The 20,225-nt window shown below is 57.5% G+C and carries 17 protein-coding genes; 12 read left to right on the top strand and 5 right to left on the bottom strand.

Translation table 11 applies throughout. The features are described from left to right. Positions 1–66 precede the first annotated feature (66 nt). From RDL77_RS19185 to RDL77_RS19165, 5 genes are all read left to right on the top strand, one after another. A complete protein-coding gene (locus RDL77_RS19185) occupies positions 67–771 on the top strand; it encodes an outer membrane protein (protein ID WP_288194308.1) in 705 nt (234 codons plus the stop codon). 54 nt (positions 772–825) lie between these two features. Next, positions 826–2,004, top strand: coding sequence for a Hint domain-containing protein (locus tag RDL77_RS19180; protein ID WP_288194303.1), 1,179 nt, complete (start codon positions 826–828; stop codon positions 2,002–2,004). Positions 2,005–2,162: 158 nt separating this feature from the next. Next, positions 2,163–4,484, top strand: a complete 2,322-nt coding sequence (locus tag RDL77_RS19175) for a glycosyltransferase (protein WP_288194302.1) — start codon at positions 2,163–2,165, stop codon at positions 4,482–4,484. Further along, the gene (locus tag RDL77_RS19170) at positions 4,462–5,442 is read left to right on the top strand and encodes a hypothetical protein (protein ID WP_288194301.1); all 981 of its coding nucleotides are present in this window, start codon (positions 4,462–4,464) and stop codon (positions 5,440–5,442) included. The genes RDL77_RS19175 and RDL77_RS19170 overlap by 23 nt, the downstream gene beginning before the upstream one ends. Next, complete coding sequence (locus RDL77_RS19165; protein WP_288194300.1) at positions 5,439–6,278, top strand: lipopolysaccharide assembly protein LapB; 840 nt, start codon at positions 5,439–5,441, stop codon at positions 6,276–6,278. The genes RDL77_RS19170 and RDL77_RS19165 overlap by 4 nt, the downstream gene beginning before the upstream one ends. A 30-nt stretch (positions 6,279–6,308) precedes the next feature. On the opposite strand, the gene RDL77_RS19160 is transcribed toward RDL77_RS19165, so the two are convergent. Beyond that, on the bottom strand, positions 6,309–7,370 hold the full coding sequence (locus tag RDL77_RS19160) for a capsule biosynthesis protein (RefSeq protein ID WP_288194299.1): 1,062 nt from the start codon (positions 7,368–7,370) through the stop codon (positions 6,309–6,311). A gap of 274 nt (positions 7,371–7,644) precedes the next feature. On the opposite strand from RDL77_RS19160, the gene RDL77_RS19155 reads away from it, so the two are divergent. Beyond that, positions 7,645–8,454 (top strand): ABC transporter permease, encoded by an 810-nt coding sequence (locus RDL77_RS19155; RefSeq protein WP_288194298.1) that lies wholly within the window; start codon positions 7,645–7,647, stop codon positions 8,452–8,454. A gap of 53 nt (positions 8,455–8,507) precedes the next feature. After that, complete coding sequence (locus RDL77_RS19150) at positions 8,508–9,266, top strand: bifunctional 2-polyprenyl-6-hydroxyphenol methylase/3-demethylubiquinol 3-O-methyltransferase UbiG (protein WP_223614794.1); 759 nt, start codon at positions 8,508–8,510, stop codon at positions 9,264–9,266. Positions 9,267–9,283: 17 nt separating this feature from the next. Here RDL77_RS19150 and RDL77_RS19145 read toward each other — a convergent pair whose 3' ends face one another. Continuing rightward, on the bottom strand, positions 9,284–10,030 hold the full coding sequence (locus RDL77_RS19145) for an ABC transporter ATP-binding protein (RefSeq protein WP_288194297.1): 747 nt from the start codon (positions 10,028–10,030) through the stop codon (positions 9,284–9,286). Then, positions 10,027–11,229, bottom strand: coding sequence for a Wzz/FepE/Etk N-terminal domain-containing protein (locus RDL77_RS19140; RefSeq protein ID WP_288194295.1), 1,203 nt, complete (start codon positions 11,227–11,229; stop codon positions 10,027–10,029). The genes RDL77_RS19145 and RDL77_RS19140 overlap by 4 nt, the downstream gene beginning before the upstream one ends. A 462-nt stretch (positions 11,230–11,691) precedes the next feature. Here RDL77_RS19140 and RDL77_RS19135 point away from each other — a divergent pair, with 462 nt between their 5' ends. The 5 genes from RDL77_RS19135 to fae all read left to right on the top strand — a co-directional run bounded on the left by RDL77_RS19135 (position 11,692) and on the right by fae (position 17,953). Then, complete coding sequence (locus tag RDL77_RS19135; RefSeq protein ID WP_288194293.1) at positions 11,692–12,954, top strand: capsular biosynthesis protein; 1,263 nt, start codon at positions 11,692–11,694, stop codon at positions 12,952–12,954. Continuing rightward, positions 12,951–15,074, top strand: a complete 2,124-nt coding sequence (locus RDL77_RS19130; RefSeq protein WP_288194291.1) for a capsular polysaccharide biosynthesis protein — start codon at positions 12,951–12,953, stop codon at positions 15,072–15,074. The genes RDL77_RS19135 and RDL77_RS19130 overlap by 4 nt, the downstream gene beginning before the upstream one ends. Continuing rightward, entirely contained in the window at positions 15,071–16,336 is a 1,266-nt protein-coding gene (locus tag RDL77_RS19125) for a glycosyltransferase family 1 protein (protein ID WP_288194290.1), read from the top strand. The genes RDL77_RS19130 and RDL77_RS19125 overlap by 4 nt, the downstream gene beginning before the upstream one ends. A 321-nt stretch (positions 16,337–16,657) precedes the next feature. Next, positions 16,658–17,398, top strand: a complete 741-nt coding sequence (locus RDL77_RS19120; protein ID WP_288194289.1) for an FkbM family methyltransferase — start codon at positions 16,658–16,660, stop codon at positions 17,396–17,398. A 72-nt stretch (positions 17,399–17,470) separates the two neighbouring features. Continuing rightward, positions 17,471–17,953: a formaldehyde-activating enzyme gene (fae, locus tag RDL77_RS19115; protein ID WP_223614787.1), complete on the top strand. Its 483-nt coding sequence runs from the start codon at positions 17,471–17,473 to the stop codon at positions 17,951–17,953. Between the two features lie 14 nt (positions 17,954–17,967). Here fae and RDL77_RS19110 read toward each other — a convergent pair whose 3' ends face one another. Beyond that, positions 17,968–19,074 carry a (5-formylfuran-3-yl)methyl phosphate synthase gene (locus RDL77_RS19110; RefSeq protein WP_288194288.1) on the bottom strand — a complete coding sequence of 369 codons (1,107 nt, stop codon included), beginning with the start codon at positions 19,072–19,074 and terminating at the stop codon, positions 17,968–17,970. A 103-nt stretch (positions 19,075–19,177) separates the two neighbouring features. After that, positions 19,178–20,215, bottom strand: a complete 1,038-nt coding sequence (gene tdh, locus RDL77_RS19105; protein WP_288194286.1) for an L-threonine 3-dehydrogenase — start codon at positions 20,213–20,215, stop codon at positions 19,178–19,180. Between the last annotated feature and the right edge of the window lie 10 nt (positions 20,216–20,225).

Genomic DNA, 20,225 nt, shown 5'->3' with positions numbered 1-20,225 from the left:
GTATATATCTTAATTATAATCTATGGCAATCTTCACCTCGAAGTTGGTCTTTTGAAGGTGAAAGTTATGCAGAAACTTGGTGCTATCGGTCTATTCTTTGCAGCCGCTGTTTTATCGGGCAATGCTTATGCCGCCGATGCCGTCACTGATACAGCTCCCCCGGAAGCAGTGTTCACGGCACCGGCTTTTACCTGGACGGGTTTCTATGCCGGTGTGAACGCCGGCTATGCATTTTCTGGAAATGATCGCGTTGGATTTCGCGAGGGCGGAAACTTCCTCGGCAGCATCGGCACCTTGGAGGATAACGGCTTTCTCGGCGGCGCGCAGGTCGGCTACAACTATCAGATCAACAATTTCGTTCTCGGCCTGGAAGCGGATTTCCAGGGCGGCGACATCAGCGACAGCATTTCCGGTCCGCTTGGCCGCCTGAACTTCAATGCCCACTCAAAGGTCGACTGGTTCGGTACCGTTCGTCCGCGTCTTGGCTATGCATTTGACCGCACGATGATTTACGGAACGGGCGGCCTGGCTTACGGCAATGTCAAATACTCGATTTCCGACAGCATCGGCAACGCCGCCAGCGAGAGCAAGACCCGGGCCGGCTGGGTCGCAGGCGCCGGTATCGAACATGCCTTCACAGACCACCTGACAGCCAAACTCGAATACCAGTACATCAATTTCGGCACGCACACGGTCGGGAATGACTTTATTTCGACAGACGCAACGTCTGATTTCCACAGCGTGCGCGTCGGCCTGAACTACAAGTTCTGATCAGAAAAGCAGCTGAGCACAATAAATTGACTTTCAACAGAAGGTGTTTGTCCTATGGCTCTCATACATCTTGATCTCATAAACAATTCTACAACAACTATCGATAGTAGCTGGAATTCCAGCAATACTCTTGAACTTGGACTTGTATCGAGCGGAACGCTGATCGTTAATGGCGCAACGGTAAATCTTACAAGCCTTGTTGGCGGCGGTGTTGTTACCAACACGACAATTCAGTTGGAGAATGGCGCAAACGTCACCGTAAACCCGGCCCTTGCTGGCGTATCCGCGGGGTCTACATTTCATTATTTGATTGGCGCCGGAACCACGCTCACATTGCAATCCGGCCTCATCAGCGTAGATCTTATTCAGAATACGACCGTTGACTTTCTCGGCTCGGGCGGGACAGGGCACTTCGTTTTCACACCACCGGCACTCGGACTTTCCCTCAGCGCCGCGCCGAACATCATCAATGCCAATGCTGGAGATCAGGTAACTGTAACGGGCTCATCCAGCGTTACGCAAAGCGGCAATGTAATCACTTTCCATGGTGGACTGGGTGGCTTAATTACGCTTGCCCAATACACTATTCCTGCTGGAGCGCAGTACACGTACAGCGATACTTCAGATACGTTGACCTTTACACTCCCTTGCTTCGTGCGAGGCACGCGTGTGGCTACTCCTGAGGGGGAAATTCCCGTCGAGTATTTGAGCGTTGGCGATATGATCCTCAGCTTCAACAATGGTGCTACAGAAGTAAAATGGATAGGAAAGCGGATAGTCGATCCGAAACTGATGGATAAGCCACGCGATGAACTCCCGGTGCATATCCACGCTGGCGCCATCGCTGACAACGTTCCGCATCGGGACCTCTTCGTTTCACCAGATCATTGCATGTTCATCAACGGCTCGCTCATTCCTGCGAAGCTGTTGATAAACGGAACGACGATTACCCAGGAAATTGTTCTTGATCCGATTGAATACTTCCATATCGAACTTGAAGAACACGATGTCATTTGGGCTGAAGGTGCTCAAGCGGAGACATATTTGGATCTTGGAAACAGAAAAGCATTTCTCGAACCAGGCATCCTGCAATTCACGTCGATAAAGGCCAAGGAAGTAAAATCCAGCTTCCCTCTTGCTTACTGGGGCCCTGCCGTTGATCAAGCACGCGCATTGATCGCCGAACGTGAAACCGCTCTTGGCTACACCACGAGTGAAGCAAAAGCATCTTAATACCAAAACATAAATACAGATTGCAGCGGTATATATCGCTGCAATCTATAATTTTAACTATATATTACAATAATATTCTTGTAAAAAACAATATATTTCATTTACAAATTCTATTTTTCAGTATGGAATAAGCTTCAAAGATACTTGGAGAGCAGTGAATGCGCAGTGAATTATTTACTTCACCTTATTCGCTCGATGCAAATATAGACGATATGAGAGGTTTGCTTGTCAGGTTTGCAGGCAAGCGCATTTTCTTTGATGGCGTGTTCAAGGGCGACTACAGCCTGGCCATCGTCAACCGTTGCCTGGCACAAGCACTGATTGCATCAGGCGTTGAAATCGTCTGCTACACGCACGAATCCGATTGGCAAACCGATTCCCGCCTGAATGCCATGCCAGACGTCAGACGCCGGCTGCTTGCCCATTATCCGGCCGGCGAAACATTCGATATTCACGTGCGCAACACCTGGCCGCCGGCGACCCATGACATGCTTGGACGCTTCAACGCCTATGTCAATTTTGCCTGGGAAGAGCTGGAAGTACCGCAATATCTTGTCTCGCGTTTCAACCGCGATCTCGATCTCTTGATGGTCACGTCCAATTTCGTCAAACAAGCCTTCGTACTATCCGGATTGACCATTCCTGTCGAAGTTGTCGGCAACGGGACGGACCATATCCAGGCCCATGCCGGACTTGCCGCGGAATCGCCGCTGCCGCCGCATGGCAAGGCACGGATTCTGCACGTGTCATCCTGCTTCCCGCGCAAGGGCGTGGATGTGCTTGTCGAGGCCTACGCCAGGACATTCAAACACGATGAGCCGGTTGAGCTCGTCATCAAAACCTTTCCCAATCCGGACAACATCCTCAAATCCGTCATGGCCCGCTTCGAAGAGCAACTGAAACAGGCGCCACCCGTCATCCTGATCGAAGATTATTGCGATCCCGAGCAATTGCTTGCGTTGTACCGGACCGCAGCGCTTGTCGTTGCGCCAAGCAGGGGCGAAGGGTTCGGCCTGCCCCTGGCGGAGGCAATGCGCCTGGGGATCCCCGTCGTGACCACCGGCTACAGCGGCCAGGTGGATTTCTGCACCCCTTCCACCGCATGGCTGGTTGACTACCACATGGCGCCGTCGCTGGCCCATGTATCGGGTTCATTGAGCTTGTGGGCCGAGCCTTCCACCCTGCATCTTGGCGCGCAAATGCGCGCAGCGCTCGACAATGAGGAGGAGGCACGCATGCGCAGCAAAAATGCGCAACGTTTTCTGGACGCACATACCGGATGGAATGCGGTGGCTGCCAGGGTTCTTGCGGCCATCGCCAAACCGGTAAAACTGATCGTCTCCCCCAAACGGCCGTGGACTGTCGACCTCGTTTCGTCGTGGCAACAGCAGTGTGGCCTTGCGACCTATGCCGGACACCTGTTTTCCACCCCGGCACTGGCCGGCCGTTTCTCGCATATCTATGCGCGCCGCATTCTCGATGATGCCTTGCCGGACAGCGCAGCCGCCAGGACGGCCGAAACCGCGGATATCACATCGCGGCCGTGGGGCTATGATCTTACCTCGCTCATGCGGTTCATCGCGGAAATCGAGGAGGCAAAGGGCGACGTCCTGTGGATGCAGCATCATCCCGGCCACTTCTCAACATCAGACATGGAACTGTTGTTGAAAACCCTGCTGCAGATCAACCACAAGCTGCGCGTTATAACCATGCACAGCGTGAAGGAAACGCTGCGCGGCGGCAATCTGGACTGGACGAAGAGCTTCGATATCGTGTTTGTCCATTCCGCTGAAGACGCGGGGCTCCTGGCCAAGGCGGGACATCCCAACGCCATTGTTGTTCCTCACGGGGTGCGTGAGGCGACGGGCGGGGGCGCGCAACCAGATCCATCCGCATTCACCATCGGTTCGTTCGGCTTTTTGATGCCGCACAAGAACATCGACATATTGGTGCAGGGATTTGCAAAAGCGCGGCTTTTCGAACCGCGACTGCGCCTCAAACTGCTCAATTGCATGGTTCCGAATGATGAGTCCCGGGCATCCCGGGTGCTGATCGAGAATCTCCTGACACACTTTGACCTGCATGACGTTGCAACAGCCCGCTTTGATTTCATCGACGAGAATGAGCTGAGCGACGAGCTGGCCCAATGCAACCTGCTGGCTTTTCTCTATGGCGCCTCGACCGAGACGGCGACCGGCGCGGCGCGGATTGCCATGACGGCGGATCGCCCCCTCCTGTGCTCCCGTTCATCGGTGTTGCGGGACATGTGGCCCATCAGCCATGTCGTGCGCTCGGTGGATGTGGATTGCGTTGCCGAAGCTCTTGTCAGTCTCGCCCAGAACCCCGACCTTCTGGGTTTGCGCGACGCCGACCGCCGGCAGGCGGCGGAATGGAATTCCTATCCGCGCGTCGCTGCGCGGCACGTTGTGATGATCGAACAGATGTTGGGACGCAAACATGACAATCGCCGAGCTGCATAAGATACCGCTGCAAGCCCTGCCCAAGGATGTCTTTTCCTTGCCGGCCGACGCATTCGTCGACGCCTGGGCCGCCGCCTTCAACCTCGCAGAAACGGATTTGAGCGCGGACGACCGGCATGATCTGGCGCAGGCCATTCGCAATGGAACCAACAGGATGAAAGTCATCGACGCCCTTCGGTCCGTTGCCCCCGAGACCACCGAGAAGATTGGCGACTTCTCGGCACAGGTCATACGGCGACCCGCCGATCAGTTCGCGCTGATTGAAAATTTTGCCCGTTTTGCACCCGACAGCGACGTGGCATTTCTGCGGTACGGTTTTTCCAAGATTCTCGGGCGCGAGCCCACCGACAAGGAGCGGCTCGCATTCGAGTTCGACCTGCGGCGGGGCACGATGGCGCGCGAGGAGGTCGTCAAGACGATTGTTGGAATTGCCCGCCGCGAAGGCCGGGTGTCGCTTTGGGATACAATGGCGGAATCGGGCCATGCGCAAGGCGTGCAGGACGACAGCAGTGCCGCACGAACCATGCCGGCTGGCCTCTCCTATGATTTGAATGGTCAGGAGACGCTGATTTTCGTGCGCGAGGTACCGGGGTCCGGCTGGATGATCGGGCCGGACCTGTTGCGCCAGCCGGTCAACGTTGTCGACAATGGATGGAAGGTTAGCCCTGGCTGGCTGCTCGTCGGGCCGAAACGCAGCTTTCAGACGGGGTCGTGGCGTATCCAGATCGATCTGGTGCAGGAAATGAATGCCAAGCTGGCCATACAGCTGGTTGCCAATTCCGGCCTCGATATTCTTCAGGAAGTGACGATAGCAGGCTCTTTCACCGGCAATCTTTCAACCGAGATCCGTGCCGAACACCGCTTCGTTGAACTGCGTGTGAAGATTGTTGATACACACAGCGAGACGTCGTGGGTACGGCTGCGCGATATATCGATGGTTCGCGAGGCACAGTCATGATCCGCCTGCCATTCTCCGGGCAAGCGGCCAGACGCCAGCCGAAACCGGCAGACAACGGTGCTGCGGTTGAGACACAGCTGTCCGCCGGGGCACAGGCGGATGCCGCCCGCAATCGCGGTGACTGGCAAAGCGCAGCGACGTTTTACCGGCGCGCCATTGCCGATAGCCCGGCACGCACGGACTTGCTCGTGCAGCTTGGCCACGCCGAAAAGGAACTCGGGAACTACGATCGCGCAGAAACGGCCTACCGCAAATATCAGGGCCTGCATCCCCGCAATGTCGATATTCACGTTCAGCTCGGCCACCTCTTCAATCGCAGGGGTGACTTGAAGGCCGCGTTCATCTGGTATGAAAAAGCCCTTCAGCTTGCCCCCGATGATCGGGAAATCGCTCGCCACGTCAATATCGCGCGCAACGGCTCCAGCCGCCCCGGCCTCGACCAGAGCCGCCGCGATGCCATGCGGCTTGTGGCGGAAAACAAATGGTCACAGGCCCGCGCCGCCCTGCGTGCACTGGTCGTCGACAATGGCCAGGCCGACATGATTGCCGTCTTCGCCAATGTCACGAAGGAAGACGGAGATTTCGACGCGGCGCTGAAGCTCTATGGCCAGTACCGCGATTATGCCAATGCCTTCAACCCTGACAGCCTGGAAGATGTGGAGGTTCAGCTCGGGCATCTGCACAAGATTGCCGGCGACTATCGAACAGCGCTCACCCACTACATCAGGGCGCGGAATCATCAATTCAAACGTTCCGGCTACGTTGACGCAACCTCATCGCATGAGCGCGAAATTCAAGCCTGCATCAGCGAGATATACACCTGCTTCTCCGCGTGAACGATGGCGGGCGGTTCAGTTCAATGCACCCTAGTTGCTGTGATCCCGGATTGCGGTGAGCAGCAGCCAGGCGAGCAGGTAGCCGATGGACGTCACCAGCAGAACAATCGTGATGTTCCGTATGGCCGTCGGCAGTTCCGCCTTGTCAGGACGATTGGCAGGCACGACAACCTCCAGATAAAGCTGCTGCCGCCTGGCATCGGCCCTTGCTGTCTTCAGCGAATCGAGCGCGGACAGGAGTGCCTTGTTGGAAAACTCCCGCTGCAGGATCAGCCCTTCATAATCCGCAATTCTGGGGGCGATGGAGCTGTCCGTTCCCGCAACTTTTTGCTGCTCGAGTTTCAGCTGCTCTTCCAAGGCGCTGATACGGCTGGTGATGAAAGGGATCGAACTGGAATCCGGCGCGGTTTCCCGCGTCTCGGCAAGACTGGCGCGCGACGCGGCCAGCTCGGCGCTCAGCCGGCTCATCAGTTCAACCAGCGATACGGAGTTCTGCCCCGGATCGATCATCAATTCCCTGTTGCGGAAAAGCGTGATCGCCTTCTGCGCATCGATCATGCGCTGCTCGGCATTGCCCACCTCGGTGGTGGCGAAGCGAATGGCATCGCCGCGCGCCCGCTCATTCATTTTCAGAAGCCGCTCGCTGCCGAGGTCAAGCAGCTTCTGGTTCATCTCATAGGCATCGTCCGGCCGGAACGCCGATGTCCTGAGAACGGTGATGCCGGTTGTGTCGTTGTGAATGACCTGCACCCGCTGCGAGAAATACCGGTAGAGCTCCTCGAACAGGCCGGTTTGCCACGGTGCCGGGAAGCGCGCAAAAACATCCGCCTCCGGACGATCGAAATAGGTGCGGATGGGCAGGTCGTCACTCATCCGCTGCAAGGCGTCGCGGGACCGGATGTATTCCTGCGCGGAGAATGTATCGTCCTGGGATCGGGTAATGCCGCTGTTCTGCAGCAGGTTGCCGAAACTTGATGACGAGGGTGGTGCCGAGACACGCACAACAAAAGACGATTGTGAAACATAAATCGGCGCCGCGACAAATGCGTAGTAGACGCTGACCAACAGAACGGGAAGCACGATGACGACCAAGGGCAGCCGTATCTGCCAAAGCCTGGCAAATGCGCCCCATTTTCTTCCCCTTGAGGACGGAACAAAAGAATTATGCGCCAGACTATTTATGATTTTAATCCTTTGCAGCAACGAAATTGAATATTGCACGCCTCATTTCATTCAGACTGAAACAAAAAGAGTATATGTCTAAAATATATGACTTGTGAAGTATTTAGATCGCCCTTGCACCGATGAAAAGAACGTATAAAGTTTCATTTGACGTTCAGTGGATACAACTTGAAGAAGACATTCAATGAAAGCTGTCTTGCCTCAATACAACCCGAGATCCCGTTTTTTTACTGGCCTGCGCGCGCAGGGGCGTGTTTTGGGCGCATTGGTCATGCGGGAGATGATAACCCGCTATGGACGCGAAAATATCGGCTTCCTCTGGCTGATACTTGAACCGATGATTCTGACATGCGGCGTCATGTTGATGTGGACCCTGATGCGTCATGAAGCGCACGGGCTGACAGTCATTGCCTTCGTTCTGAGCGGCTATATGCCCCTGACCCTGTGGCGGCACGTTTCGTCCTACATGGTGAGCTGTATCCGTCAAAATCTGCCTTTGATGTACCACCGGCAGATCGGCCTCGCCGATGCGCTGATGTCCCGGGCTTTGCTGGAGATCGGCGGAACCACTTTCGCCCTGCTGGTTGTCTATCACGGCGCCTATCTGGCAGGATTTATCGAACCGTTTGCCGATCTTGGCCTCGTCCTGGCCGGCTGGCTGTTCATGGCATGGTTTGCCTTTTCCGTCGGGCTCGTTCTGGCAGCGCTGGCGGAAATATTTGAGGTTGTTGAAAAGCTGGTCGCGCCGCTTCAGTATCTGATGCTGCCTATCTCCGGCATGTTCTTCATGGTGTCCTGGCTGCCCCACGAAGCCCAGAAACTGGCGCTTTACGTGCCGACAGTGCATTGTTACGAGATGTTCCGGGCAGGTACTTTTGGCAATACGATCAAGCCCTTTTATGATGTCTCATACATTTTTGCGGCTTGCCTGCTCACAAATGCCGTGGGCTTTTACCTCATTGAACGCGTCAAAGGGCACGTCAAGTTTGAATGAGAGCAGAGGCTGCCGTTTACCAAACACGCGGACCAGCAACAGCGGAGGATCCCATGCGCGATACAAATGAAGATTGGGAAAAACTGGCGCAAGACAATGCCTATTGGGCGGTGCTGACCGAGGACGAGTTCAAATCAAAGAAACTGACAAAAAAACATCTGCAGACGTTTTTTGCCAGGGGCCGCGCCGATGTAGCGAACCTTCGGGCAAAGATCAAAAGTCTTATTCCCGGTTTTACGACGCCAACGGAATCCGTCATCGATTTTGGCTGCGGCGTCGGGAGGCTGCTCATTCCATTGGCCGAGCAGGCCAAGAACGCCATCGGCATCGATATATCGGAGACCATGCGCTCCATCACCCTGCAGAACGTTGCCCGTCATGGCCTTGATAACGTCCGATGTGTTGAAAGTGCTGAAACGCTCGTCAAGGAAGGTGTCAAAGTCGATTGGTTGAACAGCTACATCGTGTTGCAGCATATTGAGCCGCGTCGCGGCTATTTCATCATCAACGACCTGTTGCAATGTGTGAAAAGCGGAGGGGTTGCTTCACTGCATATCCCGCTGTTCAAGACGGCGAACAAGGCCGAGTATTACAATGACCGGGTCATGTATTTTCGCAACGACTACTACAAGAACGAGACAGTCTTCGTTGACCGGGATAATTACAGCCATCCGGACATCCAGATGTATGACTATGATGCGAATACGGTTTTGGCTCTCTTCCACAAGAACCAGATGACGAATGTCCATCTTCTCCACGATCAGTCGGCAACGGGTATTCATGCCTATTACTTCATCGCCCGGCGCGATTGAACGAGCGCCTGCACCATCTACAACGAAGCATAAATACTGAACGCGAACTTGACGTCGTCGAAGACCCGGCCTCTTCCGCTTTTCAGGACAAGCGCCGATTTGCACTGGTCGGCGATGATATCAAGGGTATGGCCAACGATGATCATCGCTCGATCCCTGCGCTTCACAAACAGCTCGTCAAATGACCGGCGCTGAAAGCGCTGGTCGCCAACCGCGATGACTTCATCGATCAGGTAGCAGTCGAAATCGATCGCAAGGGACAGACCGAAGGAGAGGCGCGCGCGCATTCCGGAGGAGTAGGTTTTGATCGGCATCTGCAGATATTTGCCGAGATCGCTGAAGGTCTCGACACTGTCGCGTATCTCATCGAGCGGCCTGTCATAGATGCGTGACAGAAACCGCATGCAGTCATATCCGGTCATCGATCCGCCAAAACCACCGCTCAAGGCGATGGGCCATGAAAGCGACATGGAACGTACGACCCGGCCGGCCGTTGGCTTTTCAATGCCCGCAATCAACCGGACCAGCGTGGATTTGCCCGCACCATTGTGGCCGAGTATCGCGATCTTCTCCCCGGGGTGCACTTCGAAAGTGATATCGTCAAGCACGCGCCGGGTTCCGCCGTGGACCGGATATTCCTTGACTAGGTTATACACGCCGATGGTGCCGTCTTTCGGCAATCCGTCGGGTGACGGGATATTGGCGGTGAATGCAGGCGGAGCACCACCGGGATGGGTGAACGTCAGTGTGTCCGAATTGCTCATGTCTCTGCGTGCTCGTTGATCTGGTTGAGCATGAAACGGACGATCCAGAATGCGGCAAAGCACATCACGAAGGTCAGCAGGATCGACCACAGGCGCCTTGGATACAAGGCATGGTCAGGGCGGTTGGGATTAACGATCCGCTCGAGATAAAGCTGCTGCCTTTGCGCCTCGATCTTTGCATTCTCGAGCGACGTCGATGACGATTCCAGCATCCGCATGCCAAGTTCGCGCTGCAGGAGCAATTGCTCATACTGAGCAATCAATGGCGCCATGGAAGCATCCCCGCCAACGACCCGGGCCCGCTCCATGCTGATCTGCGTCTCCATTGCATCGATGCTGCTGCGAAGCGACTGAATCCGCGGGCTTTGCGGCGCCTGCTGGATCAGCGCCGTGTACTGGGCTTTGTTCTTGGCCACCTCGTCCGACAACTTCGCAATCATGTCGAGCATGACCGCCGACTGCTTGCCGGGGTCGATCATTGCAACCTTGTTGCGGAATTCCGTCAGCGACTTCTGCACCTCCGCCATCCGGTTTTCGCTGTCGGCAACCTCGAGCTTGGCGTAGCGTATGGCGTCCTGGCGCGCCCGCTCATTGAGCTGGTTGATCAGCGCTTCTGCGCCGTCGAGCAGCACTTCCGTCAACTTTTGCGCGTCCTCAGGCCGCGCCGCGCGCACTTCAAGGGTGGTGATGCCGCCGCCCGAATCCGTACCGACTTTCATGATTTTGAGATAGTGCTTGTAAAGCGCCTCTTCCGTCGCATCGCCCCAGATGCGGGGAAAGCGCGTCAGAAAATCGATGTCGGGCCGGGACAGTATCGCGCGCAGATCGGTTTTCGCTTCAAGCGTGGCAACGGCGGCGCGCGATTCAATATATTCCATCACCACATAACTGTCGTCCTGGGCGCGAACGAAGCCTGTACTCTGCAAAAATCCGCTGAGCAGGCCCGCTGCATTTCTGTTTGGGCTGCGCACCACAAAGCGCGTTTCCGATACATATTGGGGCGAAGCAATGACCCCGTAATACACCGTGGCAAGCGTCGTCGGGAGAATGACCATCAGGATAAGCAGCACATGCCGGCGCAACAGCGCCATCAGGCGTATCGTCCAATGGTCTTTGCGCGCTTTCTCAGCTTCGGACTGACTGAGATCAACCAGCGTCAGGTAGTCGATGAATTCGTCGTTGGGACTGAGCCGCGTCATGCCAAGAAGCGCCGGGTTGTCGCGGCATCGGGTTCAGAATGTTTGCCGGATAATGCCAAACTCATATTCATCTCCGCCAGCGGCCTGATGCCATCCACTACAACGCCAAGATATAATGAAACTAAATATTCTGCAATTACAACTGAATATAACTATTGATATAATCAAATATGATAAAATACAAATGTTCATCAACAACAATGAAAAGACAAATACACATCTTATTGTCGTAAATATACTTGTTCTGGCGGAATTAGTATAGCGCCGCAAAAATCCGAATGAAATAACTACCTGAAATTGCGTTTGTTTTGGGTTCTGCTGACATAACGTCAAGTCAGAACCGATTGCGAAGGGGCTTGACGACCTGTGGAGGAGAAATCCGGGCAATCTGGCACAATCGTTCCTTTTCCGATCCGCGGACGGGCAAACCGTTGCATCTCCTCGCAAAAGCCCCTTGTCCTGTTGCTTCAGGGCCCCGTCGGCCCATTCTTTCGCATCCTCTCCAGCACATTCGAAACACAGGGCTTTGATGTCCTCAAGATCAACTTCAACGGTGGCGACTGGCTGTTTTCGCATGGTCCCGGCACGCTCAACTTCTGCGGTTCCATGGATGCCTGGTCAGATTGGCTGGACGCGTTCATACGCAGCAGGCGGCCGGAGGCAATCATCCTGTTCGGCGACAGCCGGCCCTACCACCGCCAGGCGATCATGGTTGCGCTGCGCGCCGGCGTGCCCGTCTCCTGCTTTGAGGAAGGCTATATCCGCCCCAATTTCATTACCTGCGAATGGGATGGCAACAATGCGCTGTCGCCCCTTCGCAGGCCCCAGCCGGCGCGGCCTGCATCGTCGTCGCTCCCGATAGAACCCGTCAAGGGCAACCTTTTCCGCGCCATGACCCTGTTTGCCATCCGCTACTACCTGGCAAAGACGGCTGGTGCCGTGTTCTTTCGCGGCAACATCCATCATCGCAGCCGCGGCATTCTGTCGGAAGCTGTTCTCTGGACGCGGAATTTCTGCCGGAAAATACGCCACTATCCCGCGAACAACGCGATGATGCTCAATCTGATCGAGAATCTGGAGAACCAGTATTTCGTCATTGCATTGCAGGTCCACGACGACCAGCAGCTGCTGCGGCATGGCCGCGGCTGGACAATGGAAAAGCTCATCACCGAAAGCATCCGCTCATTCCGGCGGCATGCCGCCCCGGCGCACCATCTGGTGATCAAGGTGCATCCGATGGACCGCGGCCACAAGAGCTACCGGCCATTTGCCATGGAACTGGCGCGGATCGCCGGCTGCGCGGAGCGGGTCCATGTCGTCGATGATGGCTCCATCGGCTTGCTGATACGGCACTCCCTTGGGCTGATAACGGTCAACAGCACCTCGGGGCTGCTGGCCCTGAACCATGGCAAACCCGTGCTTTCCCTCGGCGAAGCAATCTACAACAAGCGCGATCTGGTTTGGGGCCGCCGACATGGCGGCGAGCCGGGTGACACGGCCGGAATGGATGGCTTCTGGATATCGCCGGTTCCGCCGCGCCGCGACGCCGTCAAGGCATTCAATGCGCGCATGCACGAGGAAAGCCTCGTCAACGGCAGTTTCTACCTGCGCAACCTGACCGAAGCCACAAGCAAACGCGTCGTGCAACGCATCCAGCGCGACCTGAAGATGATCGCCGTCGATATTCCCGCGCTGTCGCCCGACACTCCGAACGGAACGCCATGAGTTTCGCCCGATCACTCCCCCTGCAAGCAACAGGCCCGGCAAACGCCGGCGCGGCGGCCATTGGAGCTGCGGAGCAGGCGAATTGGCTGCCGCCGCAGGGCGCCGAGCTGCTGGCATTTCTGCCGACGAGGCTGCGATTTCCCCTCATTGGACCAGCGCTCGGCGCCACCGCGATAAGGTCGGCGGAAATGGCCTGGAACCGCGCCGACGGTGTTGTCGGCTGGGGTGAAAAGCCGCTTGCCCGGCTGGGAAAGGGGTTGGCCGCCATGCGCGGCATTCCCTATTGGTCGCTGGAAGACGGCTTTCTCCGGTCGGTTGGGCTTGGCAAGGCAGGGGTGCCGCCGGTTTCGATGGTGGCGGACGATCTCGGCATCTATTTCAATGCCGCCAGGCCATCGCGCCTGGAAGAATTGCTGCAGTGGGGTGCCGACAGGCCGGACCTCGCCCGCGCCCGCACGCTGCGCGCCATGATCGTTGAACACCGGCTGACGAAGTATAATCATTTCCCGGACCGGCCGATCGCCCTGCCCGCAACCCATGGCCGGCGGATCCTGCTCATCGATCAGGTGGCCGGCGATCATTCGGTGAGGGGAGCGGGTGCCGATGAACACGCGTTCCGGCATATGGCCAATGAAGCCTGTGCCGTGCCCGGGGCAACGGTCCTGGTCAAAAGCCATCCGGATAGTGTTGCCGGTTATGCCAGGGGGTATCTCGGCCATCTCGCGGGAAGGCCCAATATCCGCTTTATCGACGAGAACGTATCGCCGCATGCCTTGCTCGATGTCGTCGATGAAGTCTGGACGGTATCCAGCCAGTTCGGTTTCGACGCGCTGTTGCGGTCAATCCCCGTCACGACGTTTGGCGTTCCGTTTTATGCCGGCTGGGGTCTGACACGGGACTGGGCCGACAGCCCGGTTGCCAATGCCGCTTTGAACCGCCGCACACACCGGGTGAGTCTCGATGCTTTTGTCGCGGCAACATTGCTTCAGTACCCCCTCTATGTCGACCCCGTGACAAAGCGGCAAACCACAGCCGAAAAGGCCATCGACCGGCTTGTCGCCTGGCGGCACCACGCACTGGAACGGCGCGGCAACTATCTCTGCGCGGGCTTCTCGCGCCACAAGCGGCAAACAATCCGGCGTCTGCTGCAGGGGCCCTGGTCCAGCGTCAGTTTCTGCGGTGACGTGCCGACGAAAAAACAGCTGGCACAGGCGGACTGTCTCGTGCGCTGGGGTCAGAATGCCGACGAACCCCATCGGGGGAAAGCCCTTCCCGCACCGTTGCCGGTTCTGCGCATCGAAGATGGTTTCATCCGGTCTGCGGGGCTTGGTGCCAACCTGACACCCGCCTCCTCGCTTTGTATCGACCGGGAGGCGCTTTATTACGATGCCACCCGCGAAAGCGGTCTGGAGAGGTTGCTGCGCACGGCATCGTTCGACCCGCTGCTGCTCGCCCGGGCGGCCCGCCTGCGCCAGCGGATCATTCAATACGGGATCAGCAAATACAATCTCGACGCCACCACATCGCCCGACTACCGCACGCTCGCCGGCGGCCGCCGCATCGTCACCGTTGCCGGACAGGTGCCGGACGATGCCTCCCTGCGGCTTGGCCTCACCGGCGGCATCTCGAACCTCCAATTGCTGCAGATGGTGCGCACGCGCCGCCCGGATGCCTTCGTGGTGTACAAGGAGCATCCCGATCTGCTGGCGGGAAAGCGGCAAGGCCTTGCCGATGCCGCCGCACTTGGCAAGCTGGCCGACCTTGTCGTCGGCAATGCCGCGCTCGACACCCTGCTTGATGCGAGTGACGAGGTGCATGTCGCCACGTCGCAGCTGGGCTTCGAAGCCCTGATCCGGCAACGGCCGGTGTGGTGCTACGGATTGCCGTTTTACGCGGGCTGGGGCCTGACCCATGACGCCGTCACGCCGCTTCGCCCGCGCCGTACGCTGCCGCTCGATGCGCTCATGGCAGGCGTTCTCATTCTCTATCCCCGCTATCTCTCCGGGAACACCGGCCTGCCCTGCGAGGTGGAAGACGTTATCGATGAAATTCACGCAACGCGACACAACAAGACCGGCGTGTTGCGCCGGTCACTACGCCGGATTGGGTGGGCACGATGAACGCAATAGCCATGGACATCTCCCGCCTGATCGGGCGCACGCATTATTCGACGCCGACCGGGATTGATCGCTTTGAACTGCAATACGCCCATTGGGCCAGGGCACGCAGTTCGCTTTTTGTCGAAATGGGGCGGAACAAGCCGATTGCGATCAATGAGGGCCGTGCAGCGGGATTGATAAACGACCTGAGCGCGCGCTGGTCCGGCACGGCGCTGAGCCCGAAGCAGTCTGCCGAGCTGGAACAGCTCTATGCGGCCATCGATGGACGGATATCCTGGTGTGATATCAGGCCCGCCCCGGCCGGATCAAAGCCGGCAAAGGTGAAACAATGGGGTCTGGTCGCCGGAAAGGCCTTGCGGACCCTGTTTCCGGCCGGGCCGATGGCACGGAACACCCCTTTCGTCCATGTCTCCCATACGAACCTCGACAGGCCTGCCGCTTTTTCATGGCTTGACGGAAAGCGCCGCAGCGGCGTTTTCTACGTCCACGACCTCATCCCCGTCACCCATCCCGAATTTGTCCGCAGGAAGGAGCCCCAGCGCCACCTGCAGCGGATGGAGACTGTGCTGCGGCATGCCGGTCTTATCCTGTGCAATTCCCAGACAACGGCGCGTTCGCTGCGGTCATTTGCCGACGAACGCGGACGCGTGGCACCGCCCATGGCGATTCTGCCTCCAGGCATCGAGAACAGCTTTCGCCAGGTCCGCCGCGCGGGCATTCCCCGCACCCAAAACCCCTATTTCGTCATTGTCGGAACCATTGAACCGCGCAAGAACCACATCCTGCTCCTGCAATTGTGGCGCTGGCTCGTCGAGCGCGATGGCGACAGCGCGCCGCGCCTGGTGATCGCGGGCAAGCGCGGCTGGGAAAACGCGCAGGTCTTTGCCACGTTGGACCGGTGCCCCCAGCTGCGCAACATGGTGCTCGAAGTGCCGGATCTGGGCGATGCCGCGTTGGCCGATCTGATGTCCGGTGCCGCTGCCCTGCTCGCCCCCTCCTTCGTCGAGGGATATGGCATGCCGGTTGCCGAAGCCATGGCGACGGGAACGCCTGTCATCGCATCGGACATTCCGTCCCACAAGGAAATTGTCGGCGACCAGGCAACGCTGCTCGATCCCTGCGACGGCCTTGGCTGGCGGGCGGCAATCGAAGCGCATGCCGGCGAATACCGAAGTAAATCACGACACACACCACAAGATTGGAACGGGCATTTCCAAGTATTGGATGAATTGTTAGCAAGTGCTGTTCAGACTGCACGCTAGCAGGCAGAATTTCTATTTCCGTAGCAGGTCAATTCGAATAAATGTGAAGGCGTCATGACGAGTTACAATGACATTATGAGTTGCTACAAATTTATTCTTGGACGCGAAGCAAATGCTGAAGAGATAAAACTAATTTCCGAGAATTTGCTTGATGTCTCGGATATATCACTTGAAGAGCACCGGCGGCGCTTCCTCTCATCCCCGGAATTTCACCACAGGCATGCGGATGTTGTTTTCGAGAACTTCGTGCGCGACAGCGTAGAGGTACTCTACGAAACAAAAAATAACTTCAAGATATATTTGGACCTTCGCCAGTATTACATGAGCTTCGGCATTTTCAGTGGCCAGCACAAGAAATTCGACGTCGAGATCATCAAGGCGATTACGCCCGATGACGGCATATTCGTCGATGTGGGCGCCAATGTCGGATATTATTCATTGTCGCTGGCCACCAAACCCGGTTTCCGCGGCAAGATCGTCGCGTTTGAACCACTGCCGTATCTGTGGGATCTGTTCAACAAATCGATTGCCGAAAACAGGCTTGCAAAAACCATAAAGCTGCACAAGCTTGCGCTGGCCGACGCGTCGGGCACCATGCAGCTGAACAGCGCCGAATACACGATCAATGCCGGAGCGACGAGTCTCGTCCCCGGCTCCGGTGGCGCGCAATGCGAGCGCAGCACCAAGGTTGAAACGCTCGATGCCCTGGCAAAGAAGCTGAAACCCGACTCCATCAAGGTCGATATCGAGGGAGCCGAAGGGCTGTTTCTCATCGGCGCGGCGGCCACAATTCGCGCTTCAAAGCCAACGATCCTCGTCGAGATCAATCGCGAGCTCCTTGCCAATCTGTCAAAGACAACGCCCGGCAAGATTTTCGAACACCTGGCCGATTGGGGTTACGACATGTGGGAGGTCCTCCCCGGGGCACTCAGGCCGTTGACGACCGCTCACGCCACAAGCATGGCCTTTCCGGCCGGCCATGTGGCGAACATCCTGGCCGTCCACCCCGACCGCAAACAGGACGTCGCGCAACGGCTGAAAGCGCTCGATCTGACACTCTGACGGGCCGCAGAATACAATTCTTTCCCCGCTTCCGCATCTTGGGCTATAGCTGCGCGAGATGGAGGAATCGGCATGCAGATCATCAACAGAGTCATGGTGGGCGAATCCCTGGTCGGCGAAGGCAATGAGGTTGCCCATATCGACCTGTTGATCGGCCCGCGCGGCAGCGCAGTGGAAACCGCGTTCTGCAACGCGCTGACCAACAACAAGGATGGTTTTACCTCGGTTCTGGCCGTGATCGAACCGAACCTGCCCTGCAAGCCCAATACGGTGATGTACAACAAGGTCACGATCCGCGGATCCGGCCAGGCCATGCAGCTGTTCGGGCCGGCGCAATCGGGTATTGCCAAGGCGGTGCGCGATTGCGTGGCGGAAGGTGTGATCCCGCTCGAGGAAGCCGACAATCTCTTCATCTGCGTCGGTGTTTTCATTCACTGGCAGGCGCGCGACGACAGCAGGATACACGACTACAACTATCAGGCCACAAAAGAGGCCATTCAGCGCGCGGTTACCGGACGGCCGACGGCCGCGGAGATACTTGGCCTGAAATCATAACCGCCGCCCGATGATCAGTGATCGCGCCTGCGATGCGATACGGGTGCGTTGGCAGGCAGGACCGGCGCGATCTGTGTCTCGCGCCTGCGCTCGATCTCGACGCCCACGCCCCCCGGCCCCAGTTCCAGCTTTTCCGCCCGCACCACCACGCGGGTGACACGCGGATTTTCGAGGATGAACGCAGCAATGCGCTCGGCCAGTGTTTCCGACAGCTCGATATGGCCGCGCGCGACGATGGCGCGAATACCGTCCATGATCAGGTCATAGGACACGATGTGGCGCATGTCCTCGGGATTGCGGGTTACCCGCAGGACATCGGCGGTGACGTCGAAACGCATCTTCTGGGCAATGCCGTGCTCGAAACTGTACGCGCCGATATGAACGGGCAGGACGAAATCACGCACGAAAATCTTGTCTGTCCCAAGCCCCTCTTCGGCCGGATCGGGGAAATAGCCGCGCGCCGCCAGCAATTGATAATCGACACCGGGCGCAAGACTGTCCTGCCGCTCCGCAGGAATGAGCTCGCGGATTTGCGAAGCCGCCTCAATGTTGATCGTGCCCGCATGGGCATTCTCGAAAAATGCTTGCCTGAAACCCAGAATATCCAGCTGAAAACTGAGAAGACGCGGAATATCCGGCGTTTCAAGCGCACCGGCGATGCCGACCAGGATCGAAAGCGCGTGGCACTCCCGGACATAGGCATCGATTCGGGCGAGAGCCACATGGTTCAAAAGCCGCGATCCGTTGCTCGTATCCAGCATGATCACGGCGAAGCCCTGGGACGACAGGCTGGACACGTCGGGCAACGCGCTCATCAGGTCCACATGAACGACTGCCATCCACTTTGCCGGAGCGGGCAAGTCGGGGAGGGCGTGAAGCGGCGTGGACGTTTCGACCGGAATGCCGATGAACCCAAGTCCTGCGGCCACCAGTTCCCCGGCATGGGATGCGAGCGCCGCCTCTGGCAGTGTTGCGGACAGCACGGCCTTGCCGCGCGCGGCTTTTGCATAGGGCTGCAGCGCTTGCAGATCAGATGCCGGTACATCGATGATGTCGGCGCCGCACTGAAGGACGATGTCCGCCTCTTCAGGACTGCGGACAATGGCAAGCATCTTGGTCATGGGCAAAAAACCTCCGGATGCACCATGAACTACATGTATCGGCGCATGTCCGCGCCGATCATGACGCCATGAAATAGCGTCATTGCGAAACAGGGCACGTATTTCAGTGCCAGCTCAGAACAACCTTGCCCGAGCTTCCCGAGCGCATGGCGTCGAAGCCCGCCTGGAAATCATCGATCGGCAGCCGATGGGTGATGATCTGGCTCAGATCGAGCCCCCCTTGCACGAAGGCAATCATCTTGTACCAGGTCTCGAACATTTCCCGACCGTAAATGCCCTTCAGGTTGAGCATCTTGAAAATGACCTTGTTCCAGTCGATCTCGAAGCCGGTCGGCGCAATGCCGAGAATGGCAATCTTGCCGCCATTGTTCATCTTGTCGATCATGTCGCGGAAGGCCGGCGCGGCGCCGGACATTTCGAGGCCGACGTCAAAACCTTCCGTCATGCCGATCTGGCGCATGACATCTGCAAGGTTTTCCTTCGACGCATCGACCACGTGATCGATGCCCAGCTGCTTGGCAAGCGCCAGGCGGGACGGGTTGATGTCGGTGATGACGACCTTGCGGGCGCCCGAGCGCTTGGCAACCAGCGCGCCCATGATGCCGATGGGCCCGGCGCCCGTGACCAGCACGTCCTCGCCCACCAGATCGAAACTCAGCGCGGTGTGAACCGCATTGCCGAACGGATCGAAAATCGCGGCGATCTCGTCGGAAATATCGTCGGGAATCGGCACGACATTGTATTCCGGAATGCACACATATTCGCCGAACGAGCCGGGACGATGCACACCGACGCCCAGCGTGTTGCGGCAGAGATGCCCCCTGCCCGCCCGGCAGTTGCGGCAGGTGCCGCAGACAATATGCCCCTCGCCGGAAACCCGCTGTCCGACCTTGTATTTGGTGACCGCCGAGCCGATATCGGCAATCTCGCCGCAGAACTCATGCCCGACAACCATCGGCACGGGAATCGTCGCCTGCGCCCACTGATCCCAATTGTAGATGTGAACGTCGGTGCCGCAGATCGCGGATTTCTTCACGCGGATCAGCACATCGTTGGGACCCGGCTCCGGCACGGGAACATGTTCCATCCAGATGCCGGGTTCCGCCTTGGCCTTTACCAGTGCCTTCATCATGTTCGACATGGTGTTTTTC

Origin of the sequence: uncultured Phyllobacterium sp. (assembly GCF_902479695.1) — a bacterium.
In the GTDB taxonomy this organism is placed as follows: Bacteria; Pseudomonadota; Alphaproteobacteria; order Rhizobiales; family Rhizobiaceae; genus Phyllobacterium; species Phyllobacterium calauticae.
Note: the sequence above shows the minus strand (reverse complement) of the source record. Positions and strands in the feature narration are given on the sequence as shown.